General features: G+C 68.2%; 26 protein-coding genes and 1 tRNA gene. 11 read left to right on the top strand and 16 right to left on the bottom strand.

Annotated features, from left to right (window positions below; translation table 11 throughout):
• Positions 1-28: 28 nt before the first annotated feature.
• The 4 genes from AC3ANJ_RS18715 (at position 29) to AC3ANJ_RS18700 (ending at position 6497) form a co-directional block, all read left to right on the top strand.
• Positions 29-3049: an alpha-mannosidase gene (locus AC3ANJ_RS18715; protein WP_488317626.1), complete on the top strand. Its 3021-nt coding sequence runs from the start codon at positions 29-31 to the stop codon at positions 3047-3049.
• 76 nt (positions 3050-3125) lie between these two features.
• Entirely contained in the window at positions 3126-4511 is a 1386-nt protein-coding gene (locus AC3ANJ_RS18710) for an ABC transporter substrate-binding protein (protein WP_488317625.1), read from the top strand.
• 73 nt (positions 4512-4584) lie between these two features.
• Positions 4585-5520 carry a carbohydrate ABC transporter permease gene (locus AC3ANJ_RS18705; RefSeq protein ID WP_488317624.1) on the top strand — a complete coding sequence of 312 codons (936 nt, stop codon included), beginning with the start codon at positions 4585-4587 and terminating at the stop codon, positions 5518-5520.
• Entirely contained in the window at positions 5517-6497 is a 981-nt protein-coding gene (locus AC3ANJ_RS18700; protein ID WP_488317623.1) for a carbohydrate ABC transporter permease, read from the top strand. The genes AC3ANJ_RS18705 and AC3ANJ_RS18700 overlap by 4 nt, the downstream gene beginning before the upstream one ends.
• 99 nt (positions 6498-6596) lie before the next feature.
• Here the strand turns inward: AC3ANJ_RS18700 and AC3ANJ_RS18695 are convergent, their stop codons facing one another.
• From AC3ANJ_RS18695 to AC3ANJ_RS18675, 5 genes are all read right to left on the bottom strand, one after another.
• On the bottom strand, positions 6597-7580 hold the full coding sequence (locus tag AC3ANJ_RS18695) for an acetylxylan esterase (RefSeq protein ID WP_488317622.1): 984 nt from the start codon (positions 7578-7580) through the stop codon (positions 6597-6599).
• A gap of 43 nt (positions 7581-7623) precedes the next feature.
• Complete coding sequence (locus tag AC3ANJ_RS18690) at positions 7624-9492, bottom strand: hypothetical protein (RefSeq protein ID WP_488317621.1); 1869 nt, start codon at positions 9490-9492, stop codon at positions 7624-7626.
• A complete protein-coding gene (locus tag AC3ANJ_RS18685; protein WP_488317620.1) occupies positions 9489-10199 on the bottom strand; it encodes a polysaccharide deacetylase family protein in 711 nt (236 codons plus the stop codon). The genes AC3ANJ_RS18690 and AC3ANJ_RS18685 overlap by 4 nt, the downstream gene beginning before the upstream one ends.
• Positions 10196-11236 (bottom strand): hypothetical protein, encoded by a 1041-nt coding sequence (locus tag AC3ANJ_RS18680; RefSeq protein ID WP_488317619.1) that lies wholly within the window; start codon positions 11234-11236, stop codon positions 10196-10198. Before AC3ANJ_RS18680 ends, AC3ANJ_RS18685 begins: the two co-directional genes overlap by 4 nt.
• 86 nt (positions 11237-11322) lie before the next feature.
• The gene (locus AC3ANJ_RS18675; RefSeq protein ID WP_406248069.1) at positions 11323-11553 is read right to left on the bottom strand and encodes a tautomerase family protein; all 231 of its coding nucleotides are present in this window, start codon (positions 11551-11553) and stop codon (positions 11323-11325) included.
• A 59-nt stretch (positions 11554-11612) separates the two neighbouring features.
• Here AC3ANJ_RS18675 and AC3ANJ_RS18670 point away from each other — a divergent pair, with 59 nt between their 5' ends.
• A complete protein-coding gene (locus AC3ANJ_RS18670; protein ID WP_488317618.1) occupies positions 11613-12035 on the top strand; it encodes an NUDIX hydrolase in 423 nt (140 codons plus the stop codon).
• A 7-nt stretch (positions 12036-12042) separates the two neighbouring features.
• On the opposite strand, the gene AC3ANJ_RS18665 is transcribed toward AC3ANJ_RS18670, so the two are convergent.
• On the bottom strand, positions 12043-12525 hold the full coding sequence (locus AC3ANJ_RS18665; protein WP_488317617.1) for an aminoacyl-tRNA deacylase: 483 nt from the start codon (positions 12523-12525) through the stop codon (positions 12043-12045).
• Positions 12522-13010 carry a DNA helicase gene (locus AC3ANJ_RS18660; RefSeq protein WP_488317616.1) on the bottom strand — a complete coding sequence of 163 codons (489 nt, stop codon included), beginning with the start codon at positions 13008-13010 and terminating at the stop codon, positions 12522-12524. The genes AC3ANJ_RS18665 and AC3ANJ_RS18660 overlap by 4 nt, the downstream gene beginning before the upstream one ends.
• A 160-nt stretch (positions 13011-13170) precedes the next feature.
• On the opposite strand from AC3ANJ_RS18660, the gene AC3ANJ_RS18655 reads away from it, so the two are divergent.
• Both AC3ANJ_RS18655 and AC3ANJ_RS18650 read left to right on the top strand, forming a co-directional pair.
• Entirely contained in the window at positions 13171-13728 is a 558-nt protein-coding gene (locus AC3ANJ_RS18655) for a peptidylprolyl isomerase (RefSeq protein ID WP_488317615.1), read from the top strand.
• A 22-nt stretch (positions 13729-13750) separates the two neighbouring features.
• The gene (locus tag AC3ANJ_RS18650) at positions 13751-14641 is read left to right on the top strand and encodes a rhomboid family intramembrane serine protease (protein ID WP_488317614.1); all 891 of its coding nucleotides are present in this window, start codon (positions 13751-13753) and stop codon (positions 14639-14641) included.
• Between the two features lie 140 nt (positions 14642-14781).
• On the opposite strand, the gene AC3ANJ_RS18645 is transcribed toward AC3ANJ_RS18650, so the two are convergent.
• Positions 14782-15021, bottom strand: a complete 240-nt coding sequence (locus AC3ANJ_RS18645; protein WP_406248079.1) for a cell division protein CrgA — start codon at positions 15019-15021, stop codon at positions 14782-14784.
• Between the two features lie 81 nt (positions 15022-15102).
• On the opposite strand from AC3ANJ_RS18645, the gene AC3ANJ_RS18640 reads away from it, so the two are divergent.
• The 3 genes from AC3ANJ_RS18640 to AC3ANJ_RS18630 are packed head-to-tail and all read left to right on the top strand — an operon-like array spanning position 15103 to position 16707.
• On the top strand, positions 15103-15894 hold the full coding sequence (locus AC3ANJ_RS18640) for a class E sortase (RefSeq protein ID WP_488317613.1): 792 nt from the start codon (positions 15103-15105) through the stop codon (positions 15892-15894).
• 10 nt (positions 15895-15904) lie between these two features.
• Positions 15905-16060, top strand: a complete 156-nt coding sequence (locus AC3ANJ_RS18635) for a hypothetical protein (protein WP_488317612.1) — start codon at positions 15905-15907, stop codon at positions 16058-16060.
• Positions 16057-16707, top strand: coding sequence for an anthranilate synthase component II (locus tag AC3ANJ_RS18630; RefSeq protein WP_488317611.1), 651 nt, complete (start codon positions 16057-16059; stop codon positions 16705-16707). The genes AC3ANJ_RS18635 and AC3ANJ_RS18630 overlap by 4 nt, the downstream gene beginning before the upstream one ends.
• Here AC3ANJ_RS18630 and pknB read toward each other — a convergent pair.
• The 7 genes from pknB to AC3ANJ_RS18595 are packed head-to-tail and all read right to left on the bottom strand — an operon-like array spanning position 16689 to position 25584.
• On the bottom strand, positions 16689-18365 hold the full coding sequence (gene pknB, locus AC3ANJ_RS18625; protein ID WP_488317610.1) for a Stk1 family PASTA domain-containing Ser/Thr kinase: 1677 nt from the start codon (positions 18363-18365) through the stop codon (positions 16689-16691). The genes AC3ANJ_RS18630 and pknB overlap by 19 nt on opposite strands.
• Before the next feature lie 43 nt (positions 18366-18408).
• The gene (locus AC3ANJ_RS18620; RefSeq protein WP_406248086.1) at positions 18409-20172 is read right to left on the bottom strand and encodes a serine/threonine-protein kinase; all 1764 of its coding nucleotides are present in this window, start codon (positions 20170-20172) and stop codon (positions 18409-18411) included.
• Positions 20169-21626, bottom strand: a complete 1458-nt coding sequence (locus AC3ANJ_RS18615) for a peptidoglycan D,D-transpeptidase FtsI family protein (protein ID WP_488317609.1) — start codon at positions 21624-21626, stop codon at positions 20169-20171. Before AC3ANJ_RS18615 ends, AC3ANJ_RS18620 begins: the two co-directional genes overlap by 4 nt.
• Positions 21626-23011 carry an FtsW/RodA/SpoVE family cell cycle protein gene (locus tag AC3ANJ_RS18610; protein ID WP_488317608.1) on the bottom strand — a complete coding sequence of 462 codons (1386 nt, stop codon included), beginning with the start codon at positions 23009-23011 and terminating at the stop codon, positions 21626-21628. Before AC3ANJ_RS18610 ends, AC3ANJ_RS18615 begins: the two co-directional genes overlap by 1 nt.
• Entirely contained in the window at positions 23008-24315 is a 1308-nt protein-coding gene (locus AC3ANJ_RS18605; RefSeq protein WP_488317607.1) for a PP2C family protein-serine/threonine phosphatase, read from the bottom strand. Before AC3ANJ_RS18605 ends, AC3ANJ_RS18610 begins: the two co-directional genes overlap by 4 nt.
• Positions 24316-24322: 7 nt before the next feature.
• A complete protein-coding gene (locus AC3ANJ_RS18600) occupies positions 24323-24871 on the bottom strand; it encodes an FHA domain-containing protein FhaB/FipA (RefSeq protein ID WP_488317606.1) in 549 nt (182 codons plus the stop codon).
• The gene (locus AC3ANJ_RS18595) at positions 24868-25584 is read right to left on the bottom strand and encodes an FHA domain-containing protein (protein ID WP_488317605.1); all 717 of its coding nucleotides are present in this window, start codon (positions 25582-25584) and stop codon (positions 24868-24870) included. The genes AC3ANJ_RS18600 and AC3ANJ_RS18595 overlap by 4 nt, the downstream gene beginning before the upstream one ends.
• Before the next feature lie 245 nt (positions 25585-25829).
• Here AC3ANJ_RS18595 and AC3ANJ_RS18590 point away from each other — a divergent pair.
• Positions 25830-25913: transfer RNA gene (locus tag AC3ANJ_RS18590), tRNA-Leu, on the top strand.
• A gap of 77 nt (positions 25914-25990) precedes the next feature.
• Here AC3ANJ_RS18590 and AC3ANJ_RS18585 read toward each other — a convergent pair.
• Entirely contained in the window at positions 25991-26161 is a 171-nt protein-coding gene (locus tag AC3ANJ_RS18585) for a hypothetical protein (protein WP_488317604.1), read from the bottom strand.
• Positions 26162-26360 lie beyond the last annotated feature (199 nt).

Below are 26360 nucleotides of genomic sequence, written 5' to 3'. Positions count from 1 at the left end.
CCCGAATTCTCGACGAAGAGGACCTGCAGTGCACGACAACCGGCTCATCGTGGAAGCTCGCCTCGAGCGCTTCATCGCGGAGTTCCTCACGCCTGCGATCTACCGCACGGTCAGCCCGCTCGACGTCGCCGCGTTCGAGGTCCCGGACGAGCCGATCCCGGCATCCGAAGCCCTGGCCGCAGACTATGCGCCCATCCGGCTCCCCCATGCCTGGGGTCGGCCGTGGTCGACGGTGTGGTTCCGCGCGACCGGCCAGGTGCCTGCCGAGTGGTTCGATGCCGCGGGCGATCTTCCGGCGCACACCCGAGTCGAGATGCTCGTGGACCTCGGGTTCTTCGGTGATCGCCCTGGATTCCAGGCCGAGGGTCTCGGCTACCGCGCCGACGGGACGATCCTCAAGGCAGTGTCGCCCCGAGCCGCCTACTTGCCCTGGGACGGGCGGCGCGACGTCGAGTTCTACGTCGAGGCCGCAGGCAACCCGGACGTCGCCGGTGACTACGACTTCCTCCCGACGCCGATGGGCGCCAAGGCCACGGCGGGCGACGATCCGCTGTACCGCGCGACGCAGTTCTCGGTCGCCCTCCTCGACGAGACGGTGTGGGAGCTCGCCCGTGACGTCTGGACGCTTGACGGCCTGATGCGCGAGCTCGGCACCGACAACCCACGGCGTCACAAGATCCTGCGGTCCTTCGAGCGGATGCTGGACGTCGCCGACCCGCGCGACATCGCCGGCACTGCGGCCGACGCCAGGGCGGTCATCGCCGCGGGCCTTGCCAGCCCGGCATCCGCCAGCGCGCATGAGGTCGTCGCGATCGGACATGCGCACATCGACTCCGCTTGGCTGTGGCCGTTCCGCGAGACCGTCCGGAAGTGCGCCCGCACCTTCTCGAACGTGCTCGACCTCATGGACGTCTATCCGGAGTTCCGCTTCGCCTGTTCGTCGGCGCAGCAGCTGAAGTGGATGAAGGACTCCTACCCTGACGTGTTCGCCCGCATCAAGGACAAGGTCGCGACCGGGCAGTTCATCCCGGTCGGCGGCATGTGGGTCGAACCGGACATCAACATGCCAGGCGGCGAGGCGATGGCGCGACAGTTCGTCGCGGGCAAGCGCTTCTTCCTCGAGGAGTTCGGGGTCGACACCCAGGAGGTCTGGGTTCCCGACACGTTCGGCTACTCGGCGGCGTTCCCGCAGATCATGGCGGCATCTGGTTCGAAGTGGTTCGTCACCCAGAAGATCTCCTGGAACCAGACCAACCAGATGCCGCACCACACCTTCCTGTGGGAGGGCATCGACGGCACCCGTGTCCTCACGCACTTCCCGTCGGCCGACACGTACATCTCCGAGCTCTCCGGGGCGGAACTCGCACACGCGGAGCGCAGCTTCCGTGAGGCCGGGGAGTCCTCTCTCTCGCTCATCCCGTTCGGCTGGGGAGACGGCGGAGGCGGACCCACGCGCGAGATGATCGCGGCCGCCGGTCGCCTGCGCTCGCTGGAGGGCTCTCCGCGGGTCGTCATCGACTCACCGCAGCGGTTCTTCGAGCGTGTCGAGGAGGAGTACCCGAACCCGCCGGTGTGGTCGGGGGAGCTGTACCTCGAGCTGCACCGCGGCACGCTCACGTCTCAGCACCGCACCAAGCAGGGCAACCGGCGCAGCGAGCATCTCCTGCGCGAGGCGGAGCTGTGGGCCGCGACCGCCGCCGTCCGCGAGGGAGTCGAGTACCCCTACGACGAACTCGAGCGCGCATGGCACCACGTGCTGCTCAACCAATTCCACGACGTGCTCCCCGGCTGCTCGATCGCCTGGGTGTACGAAGACGTTGCGCGCATGTACGCCGAGGCCGCCGACGTCGCCGAGCGCACGATCGCCGCGTCCGTCGCGGCGCTCGTGGGCGAGGGCGACCAGGAGTTCGTGCTCAACGCCCGCCCGCAGTCGGATGCCGGAGTGCCCGCTCTGGGAATCGGAAGCGCCGCCACGGCGAACGGGAAGACGAATATCACCCGCGGGGAATATGGTGTCGTGATCGACAACGATCGCGTGCGCGCCGTGATCGACGACCGGGGTCTGCTGGTCTCGCTCGTCGATGCGGAGACCGCCCGCGAGGCGATCGCGCCTGGCGAGGCCGGCAATCTGCTCCGCCTCTTCCGCGATATCCCCAACAAGTGGGATGCCTGGGACATCGACGAGCACTACCGCCGTGTCGGTACGGATCTCACGACACCGCAGGCGATTCGTCCGGTCGAGAATGGGGTCGAGATCGAGCACGTGTTCGGCGACTCGCGCATCGTGCAGACCGTCACGCTCGAGCCTGGGGCGGATGCCCTGACGATCCGCCACGACATCGACTGGCACGAGCGGAGGCAGCTGCTGAAGCTCGTGTTCCCACTCGACATCCACGCCGACCGCACGGCTGCCGAGACGCAGTTCGGGCACGTATTCCGACCGACGCATACGAACACCTCGTGGGACGCCGCACGCTTCGAGATCTCGATGCACCGCTGGGTGCACATCGCCGAGCCCGGCTACGGCGTGGCGATCTCGAACGAGTCCACCTACGGGCACGACGTGCGCCGTGACACCCGCGCCGATGGCGGGACGACGACGACGGTCAGCCTGTCGCTGCTGCGCGCGCCGATGTTCCCCGACCCAGAGGCCGACCAGGGCGTGCACGACATCGCCATCGCGATCCGGCCGGATGCCGGCATCCGAGATGCCGTGGACGAGGGCTACCGGATGAACCTGCCGGCTCGCACTGTCACCGGCGCGCGTGAGGCCGCACCTCTCGTGGCCGTCTCGCACCCCGCCGTGCGCGTCGAATCCGTCAAGCTCGCCGAGGATCGCTCGGGTGACCTCATCGTGCGGCTGTACGAGTCCGAGGGGGCCAAGGTCACGACGGACATCACGATCGACGCAGCGGACGCCCGCGGCATCCTCGTCGTCGATCTGCTCGAGCGTGAGATCGAGCCCCCCGTCGGAGCCGAGCTCGAGCAGGCGACTGCTCGCGTGGTGCTCCGACCCTTCCAGCTCCTCACCCTGCGCGTTGCCCGGTGAGAGACGCGTCGTGGCTAGGCTGACACGTCGCGGAGTACCCAGAGATGCACCACAGTTCCCCTACGAAGGAGTAGCAATGCACACATCAGCGAAGAGGCGCGCTCTCGGCATCGCCGCGTTCGCGACCATCGCCGGGCTCACCCTCGCCGGGTGCTCCGCCTCCGGTGATGCGGACGAACCCGCCGAAGCACTCGATCCCGACGCCGAGGTCACCATCACCGTCGGCGAGATGCCGACGGCCGACCAGGCCGAGTCGTTGGAGATCTTCAACGAGCAGGTCGAGGCGTTCGAGGAACTCTATCCGAACATCACGGTCAAGGGCGAGGAGACGACCTACGATCCCTCCACGTTCAACGCGCTGCTGGTCGGCGGCACGGCTCCGACGACGGTCGCGATCCCGTTCACCGACATGCAGGCTCTCATCGAACGAGACCAGGCCGCGGACATCACCGACCTCGTCGCCGAGAGCGACGTGCTCTCGGCCCTCAACCCGGACCTGCTCGGCGCCGTCACCAAGGACGATCGTCAGTACGGGATCGTCCGACAGGCCTACACGATGGCACTCCTCTACGACCGCGCGCTGTACGAGCAGGCCGGTCTCGACCCGGACGACGTGCCCACGGACTGGGAGGGCATCCTCGAGAACGCGAAGACGATCACGGAGAAGACCGGCAAGACCGGCTTCATCATCCCGACGACCAACAACGCCGGCGGCTGGCTGTTGACGACCATGTCGTACTCGAACGGCTCGCTCGTCCAGGAGATCGACGGCGACGAGGTCGCCGTCACGATCGACACCGACGCCATGAAGGAGTCGTTGCAGTTCCTGCACGACGTCCGCTGGGAGGCGAACGCAGCCGGAGCGAACTTCCTGCTCGGCGGAGACGACATCTTCAACGAACTCGGCGGCGGCAACGTCGGCCAGACGGTGAACGGCGGGGCGAGCTACGGAAACCTGGTCCTGAATCGCGGCATGGCCGGTGAGGACGTGGGCATTGCTCCCCTGCCGCAGAGCTCCGAGGGCCTCGGTGCGCTCGGCGGCGGCGCGATCCAGTGGTTCAACCCGAAGGCGACGCCGAACGAGCAGGCCGCCGCGCTGAAGTGGACCGAGTTCCGCTGGTTCAACCGCTACTTCGACGAGGATGCCGCGGTGGAGTGGGCCTCTTCGCAGAACGCGGACGGCCGCCCGGTCGGCGCTCCCGAACTGCCGATCGTCGACCAGGAGCAGTACGACACGTTCCTCGGCTGGATCGACGAGTACATCAACGTCGACCGAGACAACTACACGGCGTACCTGACCAGTGAGCTGCCGGTCGTCGCCGAACCGGCGATCAAGGCACAGGAGATCTACGCCGCGCTCGACCCGATCGCCCAGGCGGTGCTGACCGACGAGTCCGCCGACATCGACAAGCTGCTCGCAGACGCCCAGACCGCGGTCCAGGCGCTCGTCGACGCCGGCTGATCCACTGCCCCGCCGCGCCCGCGAACACAGCGCGCGGCGGGGCCCCATCCCTCAGAGACGACAGGATCGACGTATGACCGAAGTCACGACCGCGGCGCAGCGCCGCCGTGCGCAGCCGCTGGGGCGACGCCTGTGGACGTGGGTGCGCGGTGGCGGCATCACGACGTTCCTGTTCTTCGTCCCGCTGCTGTTCACGTTCGGTTACTTCGCCTGGTGGCCGATCCTGAAGAGCCTGCAGCTCGCACTGCAGAAGACGAACCTCGTCACCGAGCCCACCTGGGTCGGTCTGGACAACTTCACCCGTGTCCTCGCGGACCCGCTCCTGGGCACCGCGGTCGCGAACACCCTGCTCTTCGCCGGTCTCGCGATCATCATCGGCTTCCCGGTGCCGATCCTGCTCGCCACGTTCATGGCCGAGATGCGGCGCAGCCGCCAGTTCGCCAGTGTGCTCGCCTACCTGCCGGTGATTATCCCGCCCGTCGTCGCCGTGCTGCTGTGGAAGCAGTTCTACGACCCGTCCCCCGATGGACTGTTCAACTCCGTCCTCGGCGTGTTCGGCATCCCGCCGCAGCCGTTCCTGCAGGATCCGAACACGGCGATGCTCGACATCGTCATCCAGGCCACCTGGGCCGGCTTCGGACAGTCGACGATCATCTATCTCGCCGCACTCATGTCCGTGCCGCCGGAGCTCTACGAAGCCGCCGAGATGGACGGTGCGAAGGTCGCCCGCCGCTTCTGGCACATCACGCTTCCGCAGATGCGCGGGATCATGCTCCTGATGATGCTGCTGCAGATCATCGGCACGATGCAGGTCTTCACGGAGCCGTTCGTCATGACCGGAGGCGGACCCGTCAACCGGACCACGACGATTCTGATGCTCATCTACAACTACGCGTTCCAGCAGGGCGACTACGGCAAGGCGACCGCGCTGAGTCTCCTGCTCGCCGTCGTGCTCACCATCGTCTCCGCGGTCTACCTGCGGCTCACCCGGAGTTGGAGCAAGTCATGACCGACACCCTCGTTCCCCCGACCACCGAGGCGCTCGTGACCGGCAAGAACGTCGACCGCACGCTCGCGCCGCGCCGCCGCCGCCGCAAGGAGGGCGATCAGCAGGATCGCACGAACGTCTCGGACCTGGAGCGGCGGAACACCCGCGTGCGCGTGGGACTGACCCTGCTCAACGCGCTGCTGATCATCTTCCTCGTCGTGATCTCCGCAGGTCCCCTGCTGTGGCTCGCGAAGGCGGCGCTGTCGACGACGCAGGACATCCTGCGCGAGCCGTGGGCATGGTGGCCCAGCGGCATCCAGTGGCAGAACCTCTCCGATGCGTGGTTCAAGATCGACATCGGCAAATACCTGATGAACACGGTCTGGATCGCGGCGGGCACGTGGTTCATCGGGATGCTGGTGGCACTCACCGGCGCCTACGGCATCTCGATCCTGCAGCCGAAGTACGCGAAAGTCGTCAACGCCGGCGTGCTCGCGACCCTGTTCATCCCCGGCGTCGTCTCGCTCATCTCGCAGTACGTGACCGTGCTCGACATGCCGCTGCTGCACTGGAACCTCATCAACACCTTCTGGGCGGTCTGGCTGCCCAGTGCCGCGAGCGCTTTCAACGTGCTGCTCATCACGCGCTTCTTCGACACCCTGCCGAAGGACGTCTTCGAGGCGGCGAAGATCGATGGCGCAGGTCCGTTCCAGATCTTCTGGCGGATTGTGCTGCCGATGTCGAAGCCGATCATCGGCGTGACGTCGCTCATCACGATCATCGGTGCGTGGAAGGAATTCCTCTGGCCGCTCCTCGTGCTGCCGAGCCCCGACCTGCAGCCCCTGTCCGTCGGCCTCTATCGGATCACGGCCTCGGCGGAGATGAGCCTGCTCATGGCCGGCATGTTCATCTCCGTGATCCTGCCGGTGGTGCTGTTCCTGATCTTCCAGAAGCAGTTCCTCAGGAGCGCGGGTCAGGCCGGCGCGATCAAAGGGTGAGGACCCTCCTCGGCGGCGATGAAAAACGGATGCTGTGACGAAAAACGGATGAATCCTTGGAAAAGGTCCGTGGATCGTCACAGCATCCGTTGATCGTCGTCAGGCCGCGTTCTCGGCAGCCTCGATCCCGAAGAGCTCGTCGAGGAACTCCAGCTGCCGCCGGGACTGCGCCCATTGCCCGCCCTCGTGGCCGTTGTACGGGTAGACCTCGATGGTCTTGTCCTCGGTCGCGTAGTGGTTGAACTGCGCGAAAACGGTGGACGGCGGGCACACGGCGTCGTACAGCGCCACGGAGTACAACGCGGGAGCGCTGGCGCGGGCGGCGAAGTTCACCCCGTCGAAGTAGCTGAGCACGCGGAACACGTCCTCCTCCTCTCCGCGGCGGGTCTGCATGTAGCGGGCGAGCTCGTTGTACGGGTTCGCGTCCGTGATGCGCAGCGCGCGGCGGTAGTGGCTGAGGAACGGTACGTCGATCATGGCCCCGGCGAGACCGTCGCTGAGGGCGGCCGCCGCGACGGCGATCCCGCCGCCCTGGCTGCCGCCGGCGACCACCACCTTGGTCGGGTCGACGGCCGGGTGACTGCGGACGGCGTCGACCGCGAGCGCGGCATCCGTGAACACGCGGCGGTAGTAGTACTCGTGCTGGCCTTCGATGCCGCTGGACATCTGACCGGCGATGCGCGGGCCGCTGCCGACGGGATCCGTGGTGGACCCGGGGTTGCCGCCGCTGCCCTGCCCGCGGCTGTCCATGACGAAGACGGCGTATCCGGCGCTCGGCAGCAGAGTCCACTGCTCGGGGACACCACGTCCACCGCTGTAGCCGATGAACTGCACGACCGTGCCGCGGATCTCACTGGCCGGGCGGACGAACCAGCCCTTGATCGGGTGGCCGGCGAAGCCGGGGAACGTCACGTCCTCGACGATGAGGTTGCGAAGCGCGGTGTCGAGGCGCGTGAACAGGGCTTCGCCGCGTCCGCGGGAGAACGTCAGCGTCTCCTCCCAGAAGGCGTCGAAGTCGCTGGGTTCCTCCCGTTCGGGACGATACTCGTGGAGCTGGTCGATGGGCATGTCGAACTGGGCCATGGCTCGATTCTTTCGGGATTCGGTTCCGGGTGGGGTGATTCGGTCAGGAGTGGTTGTCGATCAGCGCGATCCTCGCGTGATCGAGGCGCGATCCGGGCAGAGTCGGCGCTGTGAGGGACAGTCCTTCGCCCGCCAACATGAGCAGCTGGTTTTCGATGGATGCCGTGATGCCCGCCTCTTCGACGGGAGCGGCGCTCATGCGCACGATTCCCGCGGCGAACGTCGGGCCGAGATCGGAGATCGTCAGATCCTCGGCATCCGTCCTGGCGATCCAGGGGATCTCGATCAGGAGATCGTCGTCGAGGGCGACGCGGGCGCGGCGCTCGGCTCCATCGAAGACGGCCGATGCGAGCCGCCAGTCCAGATGCAGCCCTGCGGTGTCGATCCGAACGCGCTCGACGTCGTCGACGACCTCACCGGGGGCGAGCGCCGCATCGTCGACTCGGATGGCGGCCGTCGCCGGAAGCCCGCTGATGCGGAAGCGCACCAGGAGTTCGCGAGTTCGCACGGGAACCCCCGCGGGGATCGTGTCGAGGTGGATGTGCGCGTCGCCCGATGGGGTGGCCAGGCTGAGCGCCCACAGCACGGTGCCGTCCTGCTGCACGGAGCGGAACGAGCCGCCGGCGAACCCGTGCCCGTCTCGGACGACCTCGATGCTCATGAAGCGCGCGGGTTCCGTGATGACGGTCGGGTCGTCGCCCGGCTCGGTCCAGAACCCGAGCAGGGGTCGGCGCTGGACCCAGGTGTCGCTGAAGTTCACGCTGCCCAGGCTCAGGCCGTCTTCGCGCCAGGTCGCGCCCACCGTCGGCACGACGACCGACGGGATGCCGGCTGCTGCCACCTCCGAGATCCCTGCGACCTGGCCGTCGATGTAGAACATGTCCGCGAAGGTCTCGCGAATCGTCCCCGGCGCCGCGCGGTCGAGCAGCGGACGCAGGTCGTCGGGGATCCGGTAGTCGAGCACCGCGTCATGCACGAGGTGGATGTCGGCGGCGAGGTCGACACCCGACAGGACGGACCACGTCTCCGGCGCGACCTTCTGCAGTACGGAGAGGACGCCAGGACGCACGTGCAGATCAGTGTCGTAGCACCGGGCCATCGGACCCGACAATTGACCCGTGGCCGGGTGCCAGTGCCCCAGGAAGTGCTTCCACGCCACGCGCTCGATCTCGGCGGCGAGCGGCCGGAGCGCGGGGTTGTCGACGTATTGGCGCAGCCCGGTGAGGGCCTGCAGCACGACCTGCCAGTAGGTGGGCGAGTTGTACTCGGCGAAGCTGCCCAGCCGCAGCAATGATGCGTGCAGTCGAGTGAGGCGTGCTGTCCCGTAGGCGGTGAACTCGGCATCCTTCAGGATCTCGCCGGCCGCGATCGTGACGAACGTGCCCTTGACCGCGATGTTCGTGTAGTCGAGATCCACATCGCGGCGGACGATCGAGTGCGCCACGTGAGCCAGGGCGGTTTCGGCGCGAGCGCAGAGTCCGGCGTCGAGTTCCGCGCCGTGGCGACGCAGGATCAGCACGAGGAACTCGCCCATGAAGTCGGCCCAGTTCCAATCCGGTGGGTTCATCTCGGACAGCGGCTCCTCGGCCCAGTACGCCCAGAGGCCGTACGTGTCGCTCGCGGGGTCGGTGTCCTGCAGGTCGAGAACGGCGTCCATCACCCTGGCCGCCCGATCGACGCGGCGCTCGCCGCCGACGGTCTCGTCGCCCGTGGCGGCGAGCTCGAGCAGCGTGAGGACATAGGCCAGGCTGTCGCGGATGCGATGCGCGCGTCCGGACACGATCCGGGTGTGGATCGGGTTCGGCGTGGCGTCGATGAGCAGCAGGTCGCTGCCCGGGTCGTAGTCGGCGTCGCCGGAGCGGCGTGCGGCGTCGAGGGTCTGCGGATCGGCGGTGAACAGCGCGGTGGTCATGAGGGGGTGCTTTCGGGTGTCGGGAGTCGGTCGAAGCCCTGCATCGAGAGCCCGAGGCGTCGGGCTTCGCGCAGGATGTCCGCGAGGCGGTCTGGTTCGATGTGGTTGAACGCGCTCTGCGCGGCGATGTCGTGCGCGTACAGCACGAGCACACCGTCGCGCTCCGCTGTCTCGCGCAACAGGAAGCTCATCGTGTCGGCATCCGCGGGGTGGACCTGATCTCCGCGGCCGGTGTCTGAGCCTCGGGACGGGAGCACCCGGGGTATCGCGTCGGAGGGGACGATGGTGCGGACGGCGAGCTCGCGGTCGGTTGTCCGCCGGCCTCCGGTCCGCAGCCGATCGAACCGAGCCAGCAGCACCTGGTCGGACGTGTCATCGCGGCGGGAGTTCGGATAGGCGAACGAACGCGCCGAGGCGCCGATCTCCTGCAGGACCCGGATGCTGGGATCGACTTCGATCGCGAGGTATCCGTCCGCTCCGTGTTCGCGGATGGTCTCGTCGGCGTTGCGGTGCCGGGCTCCGTGCGAGCCCACCGCGTGACCGTCGGCGAGCAGGGTCTGAAGACCCGCGCGCTCGTCGTCGTCGAGCAGATCGGCCTCCATGATGAAGAAGGTCACCTCGGCATCCACGTCGTCGAAGAGCGGTCGAGCCGCGAGCCACGATGCCACGTGACGGTCGTCGAAGGTGAGCAGCAGTCGGCCGGTCAACGGGGAACCTCCCGCAGAGCGACGCCCCGGCGACCGGTGGCGTCGATGTGGTTGTGGACGACCGCGCGGCCGTCAGGGGTGAAACTCGGGTGCGGATGGAACGGATGCTGTGCGAACCGCGTCTCGGCGACCGCGGTGCGCGCGCCGGTGCCGGCGTCGATCACGATGATCGAGCTGCGATCACCCGCATCCTGCCAGCCGTGACCCGGCATGTCGGCGGGTCCGGTGGTGTCGACGACGACGCGGGAGCCGTCGCGACTGATGCCGACGTGCCAATCCCGCTCGCCGGCGCTGACGAGCCGCGCCGGTGCGTCGACCGGAGCCTCCCACACGCCGCGTGTCTGTGGCCCGTCTCCGTAGGCGACGAGGACGGCCCCGGTGCGGTGGAACATCCAGCGCTCATGACCGACCTGCAACGGGTGCGCGGGGTCGTCCGCGTTCGCGCGCTGGTCGAACAGGAGGCGTCCGGACGGTGCGGATGCCGGGTGGTGCGCCCGGACGCGGTCGGCGATGTCGGCGGCGGCGCCCTCGTGGGCGCAGCCGATCCAGGAGGGATCGGCGGGGCTCATCTGCACGTGATTCGCGTGCGACGCGAGGGAGACGCGATCGTCGACCCTCCCGGTCTCGGCGTCGATCACGAGCAGCGTGCGCTCGGTGCCGCGCTGCTCGATGGCCGCGATCCGCGAGCCGTCGGGGCTGATCCCCACCAGGCCGTCGAGGTCGCCGGTGTGCACGGTGCGCGGTCGCGCCGCGGCATCCGTCAGGTCGAGCGTGAGGACCTGACCTGCCCAGGCCATCGCGAGCAGCGGAACCTCGAGGGCGACGTCGAACCAGGCGATCGCGTCGCCGGCTGGTGGCAGATCGACCAGGAGCTCAGGGCGGGCGCCGCGCTCGACGTCGACGATGTGCAGTGCGGGCCGCTCGGCGTCTCCGACGACCATGCGCGAGCCGTCCGGCAGGAAGCTGTTGCAGTGCGGGTACGTCGCGTACACGTCGACCGCGATGAAGTCATCGCTCGTGGACGGCTCGGGAGCCACGTGATCGCCTCTCTGCGGGTGCTCGGCATCGATGCGATCAACTCTAAATCAAGTTAATGGAATTAGTCCAGCCCCGAGCGGGCGAATCAGCTCCCGCCGGACGTCACCTTCGTCACCTGAGCGGCGCGCGAGTCGTCCTCGCTCGCGAGCACCCCGCCGTTGGCGACGAAGTCGGCGGCGACCTCCTCGAACATGATGCGCACGTCCTGACGTCGAGCGCCGAGGGCGTCGACCGCGGCATCCGTGACGGCTTGAGCGAAGGCGCGGCGCTGGTCGACGGAGCGACCGGGGAGGAGTTCGACCCTGATGTTCGGCATGGCCAGAAGCCTAGGACACGAGACCCATCGGGCGAGTCGGCGGCCGCTAATGTGAGTGGATGGACCTGAGAGTCGCCGCGTACGCGGTCGTCACCGACGACGACGATCGGATCCTGCTCGCCCGCTGGACGGAGGGCCGTCGGGTCGCCTGGACGATGCCGGGTGGCGGACTCGAACCAGGCGAGGACCCCGAGGATGCCGTGCGCCGCGAACTCCGTGAGGAGACCGGGTACTCGGTCGAGGTCGGCGAACTGCTCGGCATCCATTCGCGGGTGATCCCGGCCGGTCGACGCGTGCACAAGGCCGACACCCCGCTGCACACCCTGCGGATCATCTACCGTGCCAAGGTCACCGGCGGGCGCCTGCGCTTCGAGCTGGACGGCTCGACCGACATGGCCGGCTGGTTCACCGTCGCGGCGGTGGGCGAACTGCACCGCGTCAAGCTCGTCGACATCGCGCTGCGCAAGGCGGGGATCCTCTAGCCCGAGGTCAGTCCCGCGGTTTCTCCGGCTCCGAGATGTCGGCCACCGTCGCGCTGTAGGCGGCGATGAGGTCGTCGGCGTTCACGAACAGGCTGTAGCCGTGAGCACCGGCCCCCATCGCGACTCGCTGACCGACGATGGACGCGTCGGCAAAGACCGGCCACTCGGTCGTGCTGCCGATCGGCACGATGGTGCCGCGCTCATAGCCGGTGGCGGCGAGAGCCAGCTCCGGCTCCGGCAGTCGCAGCTTGTTCACACCCACGACGGCGCGCAGCTTCGGCCACGAGATGGACCGGCCGCCGGGTACCAGCGCGAACAGGTAGGTGTCGTCGGATCGCTTCACGACGAGCGTCTTCACGATCCCGGAGGGCTGGATGCCGAGGATCTCGGCGGCTTCGTGGAGACTGCGCGCCTGCGGCCGCTCGCGGATCTCGATCTCGAGACCACGGGCGGCCGCGGCATCCTTGACCCTGGAGTGCGGGTCGGTCACGCGTTCGGGGGCGACAGCGGGTCGTCCGCGACCCAGAGCTCGTCGTCGGCGCGCAGCGCCTGCCATGCGGCGTACAGCACGCCGACCGCGGCCGCGGCGCCGAGGACGATGGCGACGATCGCACCGAGGCCGGGGCCCTTGTTTTGGGCGACGGGCGACACGGTGATTCCATGGCGCTTCGCGTTGGCGATGTCCCATGCCGAGAGCGCCGAACCGACGACGCCGCCGACGACCGGGACGACCTTGTCATCCACGACGTGCCTGCCGAAGCGCACGCCCTGGTCGACCACCGGTGCCACCCTGCGGTTGTAAGTGTCCTGAACCACGGGAACGACCTGCTCGCGATTGATCTTGCCGAGCTGACGGCCGGCCTCGCGTGCGACATCCGCAGCCTGGCCGACGAGCTCCTGCTGCGATTCCCACAGCTTGTTCGCGTCGTTCTGCAGACGACGCAGTTCCTTCTTCCGCTTTCGGCTGAGGCTCACGATGCTCTCCTGTCCATTGGAGTACGGATTCCCCATCATGCCAGACCTGACTGGATGCAGGCAGAGATTGTGGGCACCCTTGCCAGGGTCGACTGATCGCGCTAAGCGATCACGCGCGGCATCCAGGCCATCCCTCGGCGGCCTCTGCGAGAATAGGGGCATGCCTCACGCTTCCCACGTCGCAACCATGCACACCAACCACGGTGACATCGTCATCAACCTCTTCGGCGACCACGCCCCGAAGACGGTCGCGAACTTCGTCGGCCTCGCCGACGGTTCGAAGGACTGGACGGATCCCGCCACCGGCAAGCCGGGCGAGGGTCCTCTCTACAAGGACGTCATCTTCCACCGCATCATCCCGAACTTCATGATCCAGGGCGGCGACCCGCTCGGCCAGGGCGTCGGCGGCCCCGGCTACAACTTCGACGACGAGATCAACCCGGAGCTGAACTTCAACGAGCCCTACATGCTCGCCATGGCGAACGCGGGTCTGCGTCGCAACGCGATCACCGGTCAGCTCGAGGGCACCAACGGCTCGCAGTTCTTCATCACGACCGACCCGACCAGCTGGCTGATGGGCAAGCACACCATCTTCGGCGAGGTCGCCGACGACGCGTCCCGCGCGGTCGTCGACGCGATCGCCGCCGTCCCGACCGCGCCCGGCGACCGTCCGCTCGAGCCCGTCGTGCTGCAGTCGATCGACATCGTCGCGGCCTGACCGACCGCGCTCGCCGATCCGGATGACGAACACCGAATTCACGAGCAATCGTGACAACTTCTGCTATCGGCATCCGGATCGGCAGAGCTTCGTGCTCTGCCAGCGCTGCCTGCGCACCATCTGCCCCGAGTGCCAGACGCAGGCGGCCGTCGGCGTCATCTGCCCGGAGTGCCTGAAGGAGCAGAAGCAGAACCGCACGCCGGCCCAGAAGAAGGCCGACCGGCGCTGGAGCGGCCGGCGCTCGGTCCTGGCGCCCGCGACCGGCAGGCCGATCGTCACGTACGCGATCATGGCCGTCACGGTGTTCATCTGGCTGCTGACGCTGATCCCCGGCATCGGTGCGACCATCCAGGGCGCCCTGCTCTTCAACTCGATCTATCTGTACCCCGACCTCAACGGCGGCGTCTTCGAACCGTGGCGCGTGCTCACCGCCGCCCTGGTGCACAGCAGCAGCATCTGGCACATCGGCTTCAACATGCTCTCGCTCTGGATCATCGGGCGAACCCTGGAGCCGATGCTCGGGCGCTGGCGCTTCCTCACGCTCTACGTGTTCAGCGCGGTCGGCGGCTCCGTGGCGGTGGCATGCATCGACCCGCTGCAGTCGGTGGTCGGCGCATCCGGTGCCGTCTTCGGCCTGTTCGGCGCCCTGATCATCATCGGCCGGCACATGGGTGCGAACATCACCGGCATCCTGGTCATCATCGGGCTGAACCTGGTGATGGGATTCGTGCTGCCCGGCATCGCCTGGCAGGCGCACATCGGCGGCGCGGTGGTCGGACTGCTCGTCGCGCTCATCTTCACGCGCACCAAACGCAGGGATCAGCGCGTCTGGCAGATCCTCTGGCTCGTGGCGCTGGGGCTTCTGCTCATCGCGCTTCTCGTGCTCGTCCCGCCGGCCCTCCTCGTTCGCTGAGCGAGCCCACGGGGGTGTGAATAACACCGGTGTAATTCTCCCCAGCCTGTGGATGAGCCTGTGGATAACTCTCTTCCGAACAAACGAAAGAACCCCCTCACCGCGTCGGTGAGGGGGTTCTTCGCAGAATCGATGAGGCGTCAGCGCCAGCGCGTGGTCATGAGGAAGCCGATCAGCGCGATGCCGAGGCCGATCGCGAGGTTCCAGGACTGGATGCCGGGAATCGGCCACTGCATACCCGAGATGTAGAAGACGAGGATCCAGACGAGCCCGAGCAGCATGAAGCCGACCATGACGGGCTTGAACCACACGGGGTTGGGCGCCTGCTCGCCGTCAGCGCGCTCGACGACGGGTTCTTCGCTCTTGCGGTCTCGTGCCATGGGGCCCATTCTACCCATGAGCCCCGATAACACCCACGTCCTCCGGGCGGACGTACACGCGGAGCGGATAGGATCGCGCCTGTGACTGCTTCCGCCGTGCCCGAGACTCGTCGTGCGCGCCGTCGACGTCAGCGCCCTCGCGCGACATTCACGAGCGTGCTCGGGGAGCTGCTGCTCACGGCCGGCGTGCTGGTCATGCTGTTCGTCGCCTGGCAGATGTGGATCGGCGACATCATCATCGGCGCACAGCAGAACTCCGAGGGCGCCGCTGTCACCGCCGAGTGGGAGAACGAACCGCCCCCTGAGCCGCCGCCTGTCGTCGAGACCGAGGATGGCGAGACCTGGTACGAGCCGCCGCTCCTCGAGCACCCGGGAGCGGGCGAGTATCTCGCGCAGATGCGCATCCCCCGCTTCGGTGACGACTACAACGTCGCGATCGCCGGTGGGACGTCACGTCCCGTCACGCTCGATCACGGCTGGATCGGCGTCTACGACCAGTCGAAGATGCCGGGCCAGATCGGCAACTTCTCGGTCGCCGGACACCGTACGACCTGGGGAGCGCCGCTCAACCGGATCGACAAGCTGCGCCTGGGCGACGCGATCGTGGTCGAGACGCAGGAGGGTTGGTACACGTACCGCTTCCGCACCCTCGAGTACGTCACCCCCTCGCAGGTCGACGTGCTCCTCGACGTCCCGCAGATGCCCGGTGCCGAGACGGGCGAACGCTATCTGACCCTGACCGCCTGTTCACCGCTGTACTCGCTCGCCGAGCGGATCATCGCGTACGCCGTGTACGAGGGCTTCCAGCCCCGCGCTGAGGGCGCCCCGGAATCCATGGCCCCGGTGGCCCAGGTCGCAGCCCCATCACGATGAGGAGCAATTGATGTACGCAGCTCTCTGGCGCATCCTCCCCGGCCCCTGGTGGCTGCGGGTGTTCTTCCTGATCGTGCTCGTCGCGGCGGTCCTCTACGGGCTGTTCTTCTACGTGTTCCCGTGGATCGCGCCGATCATCACGCCGGGCGAGGTCGACCTGGAATGACCGTGCGGGTTCTCGTGGTCGACAACCACGACAGCTTCGTGCACACCCTCATCGGCTATCTGCACGAGCTCGGTGCCGTCACGACGGTCGTCGAAGCGGATGCCGTGGATGCCAACGGCATCGACGAGCTGTTCACCGGCGTCGATGCCGTCCTGCTGTCTCCCGGTCCCGGCCGGCCGCGTGACGCCGGCGCCTCGGTCGCGGTCGTCGAGCGGGCGATCGAGCGGCCGATGCCCGTGCTCGGCGTCTGCCTCGGCCACCAGGCGATCGGGGCCGCCTTCGGCGTCGAGGTCGCAGAGGCGCCGGAGCTCATGCACGGCATGGTCTCCCAGGTCACCCACGACTCGTCGGCGCTGTTCGACGGCATCCCGTCGCCCTTCGCCGCCGGACGCTACCACTCGCTCGCCCTCGCCGAAGCGGATCTTCCGGACGAGCTGGTCGTCACGGCGCGGGCCGAGCACGGCACGGTCATGGCGATCGCGCACCGATCGCTGCCAGTCCTCGGTGTGCAGTTCCACCCCGAGAGCGTGCTGACCGAGGGCGGATACCGCCTGCTCGCCAACTGGCTCGCCCAGGTCGGCGACACGGATGCCGTGGCCCGCGCCGCCGGCCTCACCCCGCTCGGCGGCTACTCGCCCGTGCAGTAACGAAGCTCGACGGTCGAGTGCACCGGCACGTCGCCGGGGGCCAGCGACATCGAGGTCACCGTCGGCGGGTCGACAGCCGAGCAGCTGGTGTCGGCGGTGGGAACGGCCGACAGACCGAGGGTCTCCAGCTCTTCGGTCGCGGCATCCAGCGTGAAGCCGGTCAGGTCGCGCAGGGTGACCGATCCGCTCGCGACGACGAGATCCACCGTCGTGCCGGGCGCCACCTCGGCACCCTCTTCCTCACTGGCCTCGAGCACGAACCCGGCAGCCTGATCCTTGTCGTTGACCTGGCGGATCGTGCCCAGTTGCAGCCCGGCGTCCTTCAGCGACTTCTCGGCATCCGTCTGCGACATCGTCACGAGCCGCGGCACGGTGACCATCTCCGCACCGCTGGAGACGTACACCGTGACCTCGGTGCCCTGAGCGACCGTGGTGTCGGCCTCGGGGTCGGTTCTGGTCACGTTGCCCTCTGCGATGTCCGAACTCGGCTCCACGACGAGGGTTGCCTCGAGATCGAGTTCCTCCAGGGCCTCCTGCGCGCGCTCCGAACTGACGTCGACGAGGTCGGGGATCGTCCGAGACGAGCTCTCGACGCTCGGGCCCTGCACCGTCACGACCCAGAACAGCACCGATGCCAGCAGCACGGCGAGCAGCGCGACGCCGGCCCAGATCCAGGCGACCGGCGGACCGGACTGCGTCCGCGTCATCGTCGTGTCGCTGGAGAGCTGACGCAGCGTGCGGGCGGTCTCCTGCGCGGCACGAGGGCTCGGCCCGTAGAGCTCGCTGGTGAGCGCGCCGATCTGCTTCTTGCTCGGCGCCTTGCCCCCGAACGCGGTGTCCAGCGCGGAACGGAAGCTCACGGCATCCGGATACCGCTGGTACGGGTCCTTCGCCAGGGCCCGCAGCACGATCGGGTCGAGGGCACCGGGGGAGAGCTCGTTGACCTCGGTCGGCGGCACCGGCGTCTCGCTGACGTGCTGGTATGCGACCGCGACCGGAGAATCGCCGCGGAACGGCTGGCGCCCGGTGAGCAGCTCGTACAGCACCACGCCCGTCGAATACAGGTCCGTGCGTGCGTCGACGGGCTCGCCCTTGGCCTGCTCGGGCGAGAAGTAGGCGGCCGTGCCGATGATCTGAGTCGTCTCGGCGACGGTGGACGAGGAATCGGACACCGCGCGGGCGATGCCGAAGTCCATGACCTTGACCTGGCCCTTGGGCGTCACCATGACGTTGCCCGGCTTGATGTCGCGGTGGATCACGCCGGCCTTGTGCGAGTACTCCAGAGCCTCCAGGATCCCGTCGACGTAGCGCACGGCATCTGCGGCCGGAACGGGACCGTCGGCGATGATCGTCTTCAGCAGGGTGCCCTCGACGAGCTCCATCACGATGTACGGGACGGGCTGCGCGGCGGAGTCGTCCTCGCCGGCGTCGAAGACGCGGACGATTGACGGATGCGACATGCGCGACGCGGCCTGCGCCTCGAGACGGAACCGCGTGCGGAACGCGGTGTCGCGGGCGAGCTCCGGATCGAGCACCTTGATGGCGACATCCCGACCCAGGGTCAGGTCGTAGCCGCGGTACACCTTCGCCATGCCACCGTGACCGATGAGCTGGTCGACGCGGTAACGGCCCGCGAGGACACGCTGCTCTGTGGACACGTAGGACCCCCCTGCGTTGACGACGGCTGACTGCCTACTAAGGCTACCCTTCAGCGTCGGCGCCTGCGTCTGCCTCGCCGCCGGCGTCCGCGCCACCCTCGTCCTGCCCGTTGCCGGGCGCCGGGGTCGGCGGAGCCTGGATCTGCTCCGTCATCTGCGGGGATGCCCCGGAGGCGCGGTCCGCACCGCAGAAGGCCTGGTACGTCGCCGTGACGTTCTGACCGGCGGTGTCGGCGCCGATCGTGATCTCGGCGCTGCGCTCGGCCGGTGTGAAGCTGCGGGTCGTGGTGCCGTCGGCGAACGTCGCGTTCGTGATGGTGACCTCGTAGGCGCTCAGCGCGGGGACGCCGGACGGGCACGTGTAGTTCGTCCAGTTCAGCGTGACCTTCTCACCGGCGATGGCGTCGCCGGAGAGCGTCGGAGCGGATTCCGGCGGGTTGACCGCAACGACGTCGGCGAACAACGTGAGGGTGAGGGGCGTGCCGGGGTCGACCATGCCGGTCGGCTCGACGCTCTGCACGGTTCCGACCTGTTCGGGCGAGGCGGCAGGCGTGTTGCCGGTGACGCAGCTGGCGTCGAGCTCAGCGGCCTGCGCAGCCTGGACGGCCGCGTCGCACGTCATGCCCACCAGACCCAGTTCGCCGACGTTGACCCGCGGGTCCTCGGTGGGCGGCGGAGTCGTGGGCGGCGGCGTCTGGGTCGGCGAGGACGGCGGCGGCGTCGTGGGCTGATCCTCCGGGTCGCCGGACAGCAGCGCCCAGATGGTGCCGCCGACGGCGAGCAGCAGGATCACGATGAGCGCGATCAGCGGCCACGTCCACGGGCTGCGCTTCTTCTTCTTCTCTTCGACCGCATCATCGGTCTCGAGGGCTGCGGTCGTCGTGAGGATGCGGGTGGCGTCGTCGCCCGCAGAGTCCATCATGCGCGTCGCATCGTCAGCGATGCCGCCGGTGGCGATGGCAGGCACAGCGATCGCGGCGGAGTTCAGGTCTCCGCGCCGCAGCGCCTGCGCGGCGCGCGCGACGGTCGCCGCCGAGCTCGGTCGGTCGGCCGGCTTCTTGGCGATCATCGCCATGACGAGGTTCTGCACCGGGATCGGCACGGTCGGCGGCAGCGGGGGCGCCTGCTCGTTGATCTGCGCCATCGCGATCGCGACCTGCGACTCGCCCGTGAACGGGCGCTTACCAGCCAGGGACTCGTACGCCACGATGCCGAGCGAGTAGATGTCGGTGGCCGGGGATGCCGGGTGACCGGACGCCTGCTCGGGCGACAGGTACTGCACGGTGCCCATCACCTGGCCGGTGGCCGTCAGCGGCACCTGATCGGCGATGCGGGCGATGCCGAAGTCGGTGATCTTGACGCGACCGTCGGGCGTGATCAGCAGGTTCCCCGGCTTGATGTCGCGGTGCACGAGGCCGGCGGCGTGCGCCGCCTGCAGTGCTGCGGCCGTCTGCGCGACGATGTCGAGCGTCTTGTCGGCGCTGAGCGCGCCGTCGCGCTCGAGGACAGTGGAGAGCGCCTCACCGGGCACCAGCTCCATGACGAGATAGGCGCTGCCGTTCTCCTCGCCGTAGTCGAACACGCTGGCGATGCCCTCGTGGTTGACGAGTGCGGCGTGGCGGGCCTCGGCGCGGAACCGCTCGAGGAACCCGGGGTCCCCCATGTACTCGTCCTTGAGGATCTTGATGGCGACCGTACGACCGATCACATGATCGGTGGCCTCCCAGACCTCGCCCATGCCGCCGATCGCGATCCGCGACAGAAGCTCGTACCGTCCACCGAACGACACACCCTGCGTCGGCCTCATTTGTTCAGCACCGCCTCAATGATCTTCTTCGCAATCGGAGCGGCAATCGAATTGCCGGATCCGGACTGACCCTTACCACCGCCGTCTTCGACGACGACTGCCACCGCCACCTGCGGATCATCCGCGGGGGCGAAACCTGTGAACCACAATGTGTACGGCTCTGTGTCGCCGTTCTCGGCTGTACCCGTCTTACCGGCGACGTCGATCCCGTCTATTCTCGCATTAGACGCGGCACCGGAAGCGACACTCGCGACCATGGCGTCCGTGACGTCCTGGGCGACCGATTCGTCGACGGCGCGCCCGAACTCGGTGTTCTCATACGCCGTCTGGACCGACAGGTCGTCGCCGATCACGGCGTCCACCATCCGCGGGTTCATCACGACGCCGTCGTTCGCGAGTCCCGCCGACACCATCGCCATCTGCAGCGGCGTCGCGCGGACGTCGCCCTGACCGAATCCCGTGAGCGCGACCTTGTCGTCACTGAGGCCGCGGGGGTAGGTGGACGCCGTCGACGGCGTCGGAGTGTCGAACGACAGGTCGAAGCCGTATGCCTCGGCGGTCTCGCGCATCGCATCCTCGCCGACCGCGACCGCCAGCTGCGCCATCGGGATGTTGCAGCTGAGCCGGATCGCATCCGCGATCGAGACGGTCTCACCGGGGCCGCACGTTCCGCCGCCGGAGTTCGCGATCTGCTGGTTCGTGCCGGGGAGCGTGTACCTGGCGGGGTTCGGCAGTGTCGACTCGGGGGTCCAGTCGCCCGTCGAGAACGCGGCCGAGGCGGTGACGAGCTTGAAGGTCGACCCCGGCGGGTTGAGGCTGCCGGCGATGGCCCGGTTGTAGAGCGGGTTGTCGGCCGCGGCCTCCAGCTGGTCGTACGTGGCGTTGACCGCGGCGACATCATGCGAGGCGAGCTGATTGGTGTCGTAACCGGGCGAGGAGGCGAGGGCGAGGACGCGTCCTGTCGAAGGCTCGATCGCGACGACGGCCCCCTGCAGCCCGTTCAGCGCTTCGTAGGCGACGCGCTGCACCTCGGCATCCAACGACAACTCCACGCTGAAGCCGGTCTGCGGCTGGCCGGAGACGATGCGGTCGATCTCGGAGAGGAACGCTCCAGCGCCGGTACCGGAGAGCTGGGCGTTCATGGCCCGCTCCAGGCCGGTGGCGGACTGCAGCGCCGGGTTGAAATAACCGGTGACGGGCGCCCACATCGCGGCATCCGTGTAGACCCGCTGGAAGGCGTAGGTGTCGTCCGTCGGCGTCGAGTAGGCGATGGGCGCGCCGGAGGCGATGATGGACCCTCGCTGGATCTCGTAGCTGTCCAGCAGCGTGCGCCTGTTGTTCGAGTTCTGGGCGAGGGCGTCGGCCTCGACGACCTGGATCCAGCTGGTCGCGATGAACAGCGACAGGAACATGGCGAGCATGATGATGCTGAGGCGGCGGAGTTCCTTGGTCATCAGCCGATCACCACCCGTGGTTGGCGGCGAACGCCGTCGGAGATTCGCAGCAGCAGCGCGACGATCAACCAGTTGGCGACCAGTGACGAGCCGCCGGCGGCGAGGAACGGGGTCGTGAGACCGGTCAGCGGGATGAGCCGCGTGACGCCGCCGACCATGATGAACACCTGCAGGGCGATCGTGAACGACAGGCCGGTGGCGAGCAGCTTGCCGAAGTCGTCCTGGCCGGCCATGCCGATCCGGATGCCGCGGCTGATGAACACCATGTAGAGGCTGAGGATCGCGAAGATGCCCACGAGCCCGAGCTCCTCGCCGAGGCTCGGGATGATGTAGTCGCTGTGCGCGAGCGGGGTGACCTGCGGACGGCCGAGGCCGAGGCCGGTGCCGATGAGACCCCCGTGCGCGAGACCGAAGATGCCCTGCTGGATCTGGAACCCGGCGCCCTGGGGGTCGACCACGCTCGGGTCGAACGCGTAGAGCCAGTTCGTGAAGCGGCCGCGCACGTAGCTGAGGATCTGCGTGGCGAGGAAGACGCCGACCGCGACGAGGCCGAGACCGATGACGACCCAGCTCGTCTTGCCGGTGGCGACGTAGAGCATGGCGATGAACATGCCGAAGATCAGCACACCGGTGCCGAGGTCGCGCTGGAAGACGATGATGCCCAGCGAGATGAGCCAGACGACGATGACCGGGCCCAGCTCGCGGGCGCGCGGCCACGTGATCCCGAGGAAGCGCGTGCCGACCGAGGTCAGGCTCTCTCGCGTGCGGACGAGGTATCCGGCGAAGAAGATCGCCAGGCACAGCTTCGCTAGCTCGCCCGGCTGGAACGAGATGAACCCGCCGAGGGACACCCAGACGTCGGCGTTGGCGTCGGTGACCCGCAGGCCCGGCACGAACGGCAGCAGCAGCAGGATGATTCCGGCGAGGCCGAACAGGTAGGTGTAGCGGAACAGCACCCGGTAATTGCGCAGCGCGATGACCAGGGCGATCGCGAGGGCGATCGAGATGGCGGTCCACGCCAACTGCTTCGAGGAGTAGGCGTTCCAGCCGGTGAGGTTCCTGGCGAGGTCGATCCGGTAGATCATCGCGATGCCGAGGCCGGTCAGCAGCGTGGCGATCGGGACGACGAACGGATCGGCGTCGCTGGCGACGATCCGCAGCACGATGTGCAGTGCGAACACCAGCACCGCCAGGCCGCCGCCGATGAAGAGGATCATCGGGTCGATCGCGCCCAGGGCGCCGAGCTGCACCAGGGTGAGGGCGCCGCCGCTGAGCGCGCACGCGAACAGCAGCAGCCAGAACTCCCGGTTGCGCTGCGTCTGCGGCAGGCGCATCTTCTTGAGGGCCTTGATGACCGCGGTGTCGGCGGCGACGTCGGTGCTCACGGTGTCCCCCCGTCCGTGGTGGGGGCAGGCGTGGGCGTCGGGGTGGCGGTCTGCCGAGCCTCGTCGGCCTTGACGGCATCCGCGCCGGCCTGCAGGCGCTCGACGATGGCCTCGGCATCCGAGAGGGATCGGGCGTTGATCGTGCGCTCGACGGACGCCCGCTGGTACGGCGGCAGGTCGGCGAGGAGGATGTCGGTGTCCTCGATGGCCGTCGACAGGACGATCGGGCCGATGTTCTGCTGCACGCCCTGGAAGATCACGACGCTGTCCTCGTCGGCGCCGACGAAGTAGCGCGTCTGGGTCCAGTTGTAGGCGAGGAAGCCGGCGCCCACGAGCGCCAGCAGGGCGACGAGCAGGGCGCTGATCCAGCCGGCGCGCCGGCGCTTCGCGCGGCGCTTGTCCTCTTCGATGAGCTCTTCGAGGTAGTCGGCGGCCGGTTCGAAGTGCGTCGGCTCGTTGGCCGCCTGCCGCACGGGGTGCAGCCAGCTGCTGCGGCCTGCGCGGGCGGCCGGGACCAGGATGCCGGAAGGGTTGGATGCCGAGCCGACGATGGTCGCGGTGCCGGAGGAGAGCGGATGCTGTCCGCCGACGTCGACCAGCACGATCGTGACATTGTCGGGTGCGCCGCCGTCCAGCGCCTGCTTGAGCAGGGTGTCGGCGGTGCGCCCCGGCGCGAGGCCCTGGCGCATGACCTTGGCGATGTGCAGTTCGTCGACCACGCCGGAGAGCCCGTCGGAGCAGAGCAGCCAGCGGTCGCCCGGCAGGGTGGGCATGACGAACATGTCCAGCTCCGGGTCGTTGTCCATGTCGCTGAGCACGCGCATGAGCACCGAACGCCGAGGGTGGTAGCGCGCCTCCTCCGGCGTGATGCGGCCGGAGTCGACGAGGCGCTGGACGAACGTGTGGTCCGCGGTGATCTGGGTGAGCTCGTCGTCGCGGAAGAGATAGATGCGCGAATCGCCGATGTGGCCGATGACGGCGTACTCGTCGACCATGATGATCGCGCTGACGGTCGTGCCCAGGCCGGCGAGCTCCGGCCGGTCCTTGGCGGCGCGGATCAGGTCGCCTGCTGCGGTCGTGGCGGCCGCCTGGAGCGAAGCCTGCGCGTCGTCGGTCGTCGCGTACGTGGTGTCCAGGGGCGCGAGGCGCTGGATCGCGATGCTCGAGGCGACGTCGCCGCCGGCGTGGCCGCCCATGCCGTCGGCGACGGCGAACAGGTTCGCTCCGGCGAAACCGGAGTCCTGGTTGTTGGAGCGGACCTTCCCGGTGTGGGAGATCGCGGCGCTCGAGCCCTCGAAGACCATGCCGCGCTCAGGCTCGCAGTTCGAAGGTCGTGGCGCCCACCTTGACCGGGATGCCGATGCCGATCGCGGCCGGGCCGCTGGAGAGTCGCTTGCCGTCGAGATACGTGCCGTTCGTGGAGTCGAGGTCCTGGATGGTCCACGTGCCGCCGCGCAGCATCAGACGCGCGTGGTGACTGGACGTGTAGTCGTCGCGGATGACGAGGCCGGATTCGCTGGATCGTCCGATCGTCATCGGTTCGCTGCCGAGGGGGATCTCCATGCCGGCCTTCGGGCCCGACGTGATCACGAGCCGGTGGGCGCTGGTCGCGGTCGCCGGGGCGCCGGGCTTGACCGAGGACGCTTTGGCGGGGACCCCGGATGCCGGGGTGGTCGCGGGGGTCGAGGCCGCCGCGGGTGCCGGTGCCGGTGCGGCGGTTGCTTCGGCGGGGAGCTTGCGCGCGCGCACGCCGAATAGATCGGAGCGCAGCGAGTAGACGACGCCGAAGACGAAGAACCACAGCAGGATCAGGAATCCGATGCGCAGCAGGAGGAGGACGAGTTCGCTGGGAGTGCTCATGGGCTCACCCCGAACGCGCGCGTCGCGTCGTCGTCCCGGCGCTGCGGCGAGGTCACGGGGACGATCCGGAACACCAGATCGGTGCGCCCGATCGTGATGGTGGTGTCGGACTCCAGGGGGGCCTCGCGGACCTTCTGCCCGTTGACCTTGGTGCCGTTGGTCGAACCGAGGTCGCGCATCATGGCGCGCTCGCCGTCCCAGAGGATCTCGGCATGGCGACGGCTCGACCCGGCATCCGCAATGGTGATGTCGGCGTCGCTGCCGCGGCCGATGACCGTGCGCGAGCGGGCGATCGAGTGGCGGTGCCCGTCGACGTCGACGACGGCCTGCCAGGTGACGCGGCCTTCGACGGTCGAGGAGTTGACCCGGACGGTGCCGGTGGCGACCTTCTCGTCCGCCTCGAGGGCGATGGAGAGGGGGCCGGCGAAGCTGTAGCCCTGGGTTTTGCCGTGCTTCGTGAGGAGGGCGAGGAGCTCGTCGATGAGAGGGCGTCCGACGGACTGCATCCGCTCGGTGTCGTCTGGGCTGAGGCGCACGAGGTAGTTGTTGGGGGCGATGATGCGATCGCGGCTGACGATCGCGGCCTTGGTGTCGGCCTCGCGCCGCAGGGCGGAGGCGATCTCCACCGGCTGGATGCCGCTGCGGAAGGTCTTCGCGAAGGCGCTGTTCACAGCGCGCTCGAGACCCTTCTCAAAGCTGTCAAGTAGTCCCACGGGGCTCCTCTGGCATGCCGACTGGTACGGCCATCGTAGTCAGGTGTCCTGAGTGAACGCCTTCGTGCCGCGGTTTTGCAGGGATCTCAGGGCGGCGGGCCGTGCGAGTCGGGCGCCGTGCGGCCCGCGAGGGGGTGCGTGTGGCATGCGTGGCGGCTCCCATCGGCCGCGAGAGGCCGTGGTTTCACCGACCCTCTGAACGCGTGATATCCTCGGGAAGTTGAGTTCTTCGGAACGAGACACTCGCGCGAGTGGCGGAATAGGTAGACGCGCTGGCTTCAGGTGCCAGTGTTCGCAAGGACGTGGGGGTTCAAGTCCCCCCTCGCGCACCGAGGGTCCTGAGTCGCGGCATCGTTTACGAACGAGTCGCGGTTCAGGACTTTTTTGTGAGTTCGCGGGGTGCGGGTTATGGGTTATCGGCCACGGATGCTTCCTGCAAAGACGCCTCACCAGGGAGCGCACCGGCCGGCAGATCCGCGAGCATCGCGCACTGGTAGGCGACGTACTCACGGCCGTCAACGCACTGGGTGAACGCCATGCCGAAGACGGGAAGGATGCACAGCGCAGCAAGAGCCACCGCGAGCGGCCACGACGTTGTCGCCGACCTTCGCCGTGCTGTGCTCGTCGTGCGGGTCAACGTAGCGCCCGAACTCGACATGCGCCCCAGGAATCATGTCGTTCGAGTGATGTCGGGATCTCCGCTCGCGACATAGTGTTCACGCCATGAGCGCCCTCCCGACGTTCATGATCAGCCGCCGGTAGCGCGCGCCGGTGGC

It is taken from the genome of Microbacterium sp. STRO-1N (assembly GCF_057748015.1).
Note: the sequence above shows the minus strand (reverse complement) of the source record. Positions and strands in the feature narration are given on the sequence as shown.

What these genes read in the sequence shown, in the direction of transcription:
- AC3ANJ_RS18710 (WP_488317625.1), top strand. Translation starts at nt 3,126, where the DNA reads ATGCACACATCAGCGAAGAGGCGCGCTCTCGGCATCGCCGCGTTCGCG.
- AC3ANJ_RS18705 (WP_488317624.1), top strand. Translation starts at nt 4,585, where the DNA reads ATGACCGAAGTCACGACCGCGGCGCAGCGCCGCCGTGCGCAGCCGCTG.
- AC3ANJ_RS18700 (WP_488317623.1), top strand. Translation starts at nt 5,517, where the DNA reads ATGACCGACACCCTCGTTCCCCCGACCACCGAGGCGCTCGTGACCGGC.
- AC3ANJ_RS18695 (WP_488317622.1), bottom strand. Translation starts at nt 7,580, where the DNA reads ATGGCCCAGTTCGACATGCCCATCGACCAGCTCCACGAGTATCGTCCC.
- AC3ANJ_RS18690 (WP_488317621.1), bottom strand. Translation starts at nt 9,492, where the DNA reads ATGACCACCGCGCTGTTCACCGCCGATCCGCAGACCCTCGACGCCGCA.
- AC3ANJ_RS18675 (WP_406248069.1), bottom strand. Translation starts at nt 11,553, where the DNA reads ATGCCGAACATCAGGGTCGAACTCCTCCCCGGTCGCTCCGTCGACCAG.
- AC3ANJ_RS18670 (WP_488317618.1), top strand. Translation starts at nt 11,613, where the DNA reads ATGGACCTGAGAGTCGCCGCGTACGCGGTCGTCACCGACGACGACGAT.
- AC3ANJ_RS18655 (WP_488317615.1), top strand. Translation starts at nt 13,171, where the DNA reads ATGCCTCACGCTTCCCACGTCGCAACCATGCACACCAACCACGGTGAC.
- AC3ANJ_RS18650 (WP_488317614.1), top strand. Translation starts at nt 13,751, where the DNA reads ATGACGAACACCGAATTCACGAGCAATCGTGACAACTTCTGCTATCGG.
- AC3ANJ_RS18645 (WP_406248079.1), bottom strand. Translation starts at nt 15,021, where the DNA reads ATGGCACGAGACCGCAAGAGCGAAGAACCCGTCGTCGAGCGCGCTGAC.
- AC3ANJ_RS18635 (WP_488317612.1), top strand. Translation starts at nt 15,905, where the DNA reads ATGTACGCAGCTCTCTGGCGCATCCTCCCCGGCCCCTGGTGGCTGCGG.
- AC3ANJ_RS18630 (WP_488317611.1), top strand. Translation starts at nt 16,057, where the DNA reads ATGACCGTGCGGGTTCTCGTGGTCGACAACCACGACAGCTTCGTGCAC.
- AC3ANJ_RS18620 (WP_406248086.1), bottom strand. Translation starts at nt 20,172, where the DNA reads ATGAGGCCGACGCAGGGTGTGTCGTTCGGTGGACGGTACGAGCTTCTG.
- AC3ANJ_RS18615 (WP_488317609.1), bottom strand. Translation starts at nt 21,626, where the DNA reads ATGACCAAGGAACTCCGCCGCCTCAGCATCATCATGCTCGCCATGTTC.
- AC3ANJ_RS18605 (WP_488317607.1), bottom strand. Translation starts at nt 24,315, where the DNA reads ATGGTCTTCGAGGGCTCGAGCGCCGCGATCTCCCACACCGGGAAGGTC.
- AC3ANJ_RS18600 (WP_488317606.1), bottom strand. Translation starts at nt 24,871, where the DNA reads ATGAGCACTCCCAGCGAACTCGTCCTCCTCCTGCTGCGCATCGGATTC.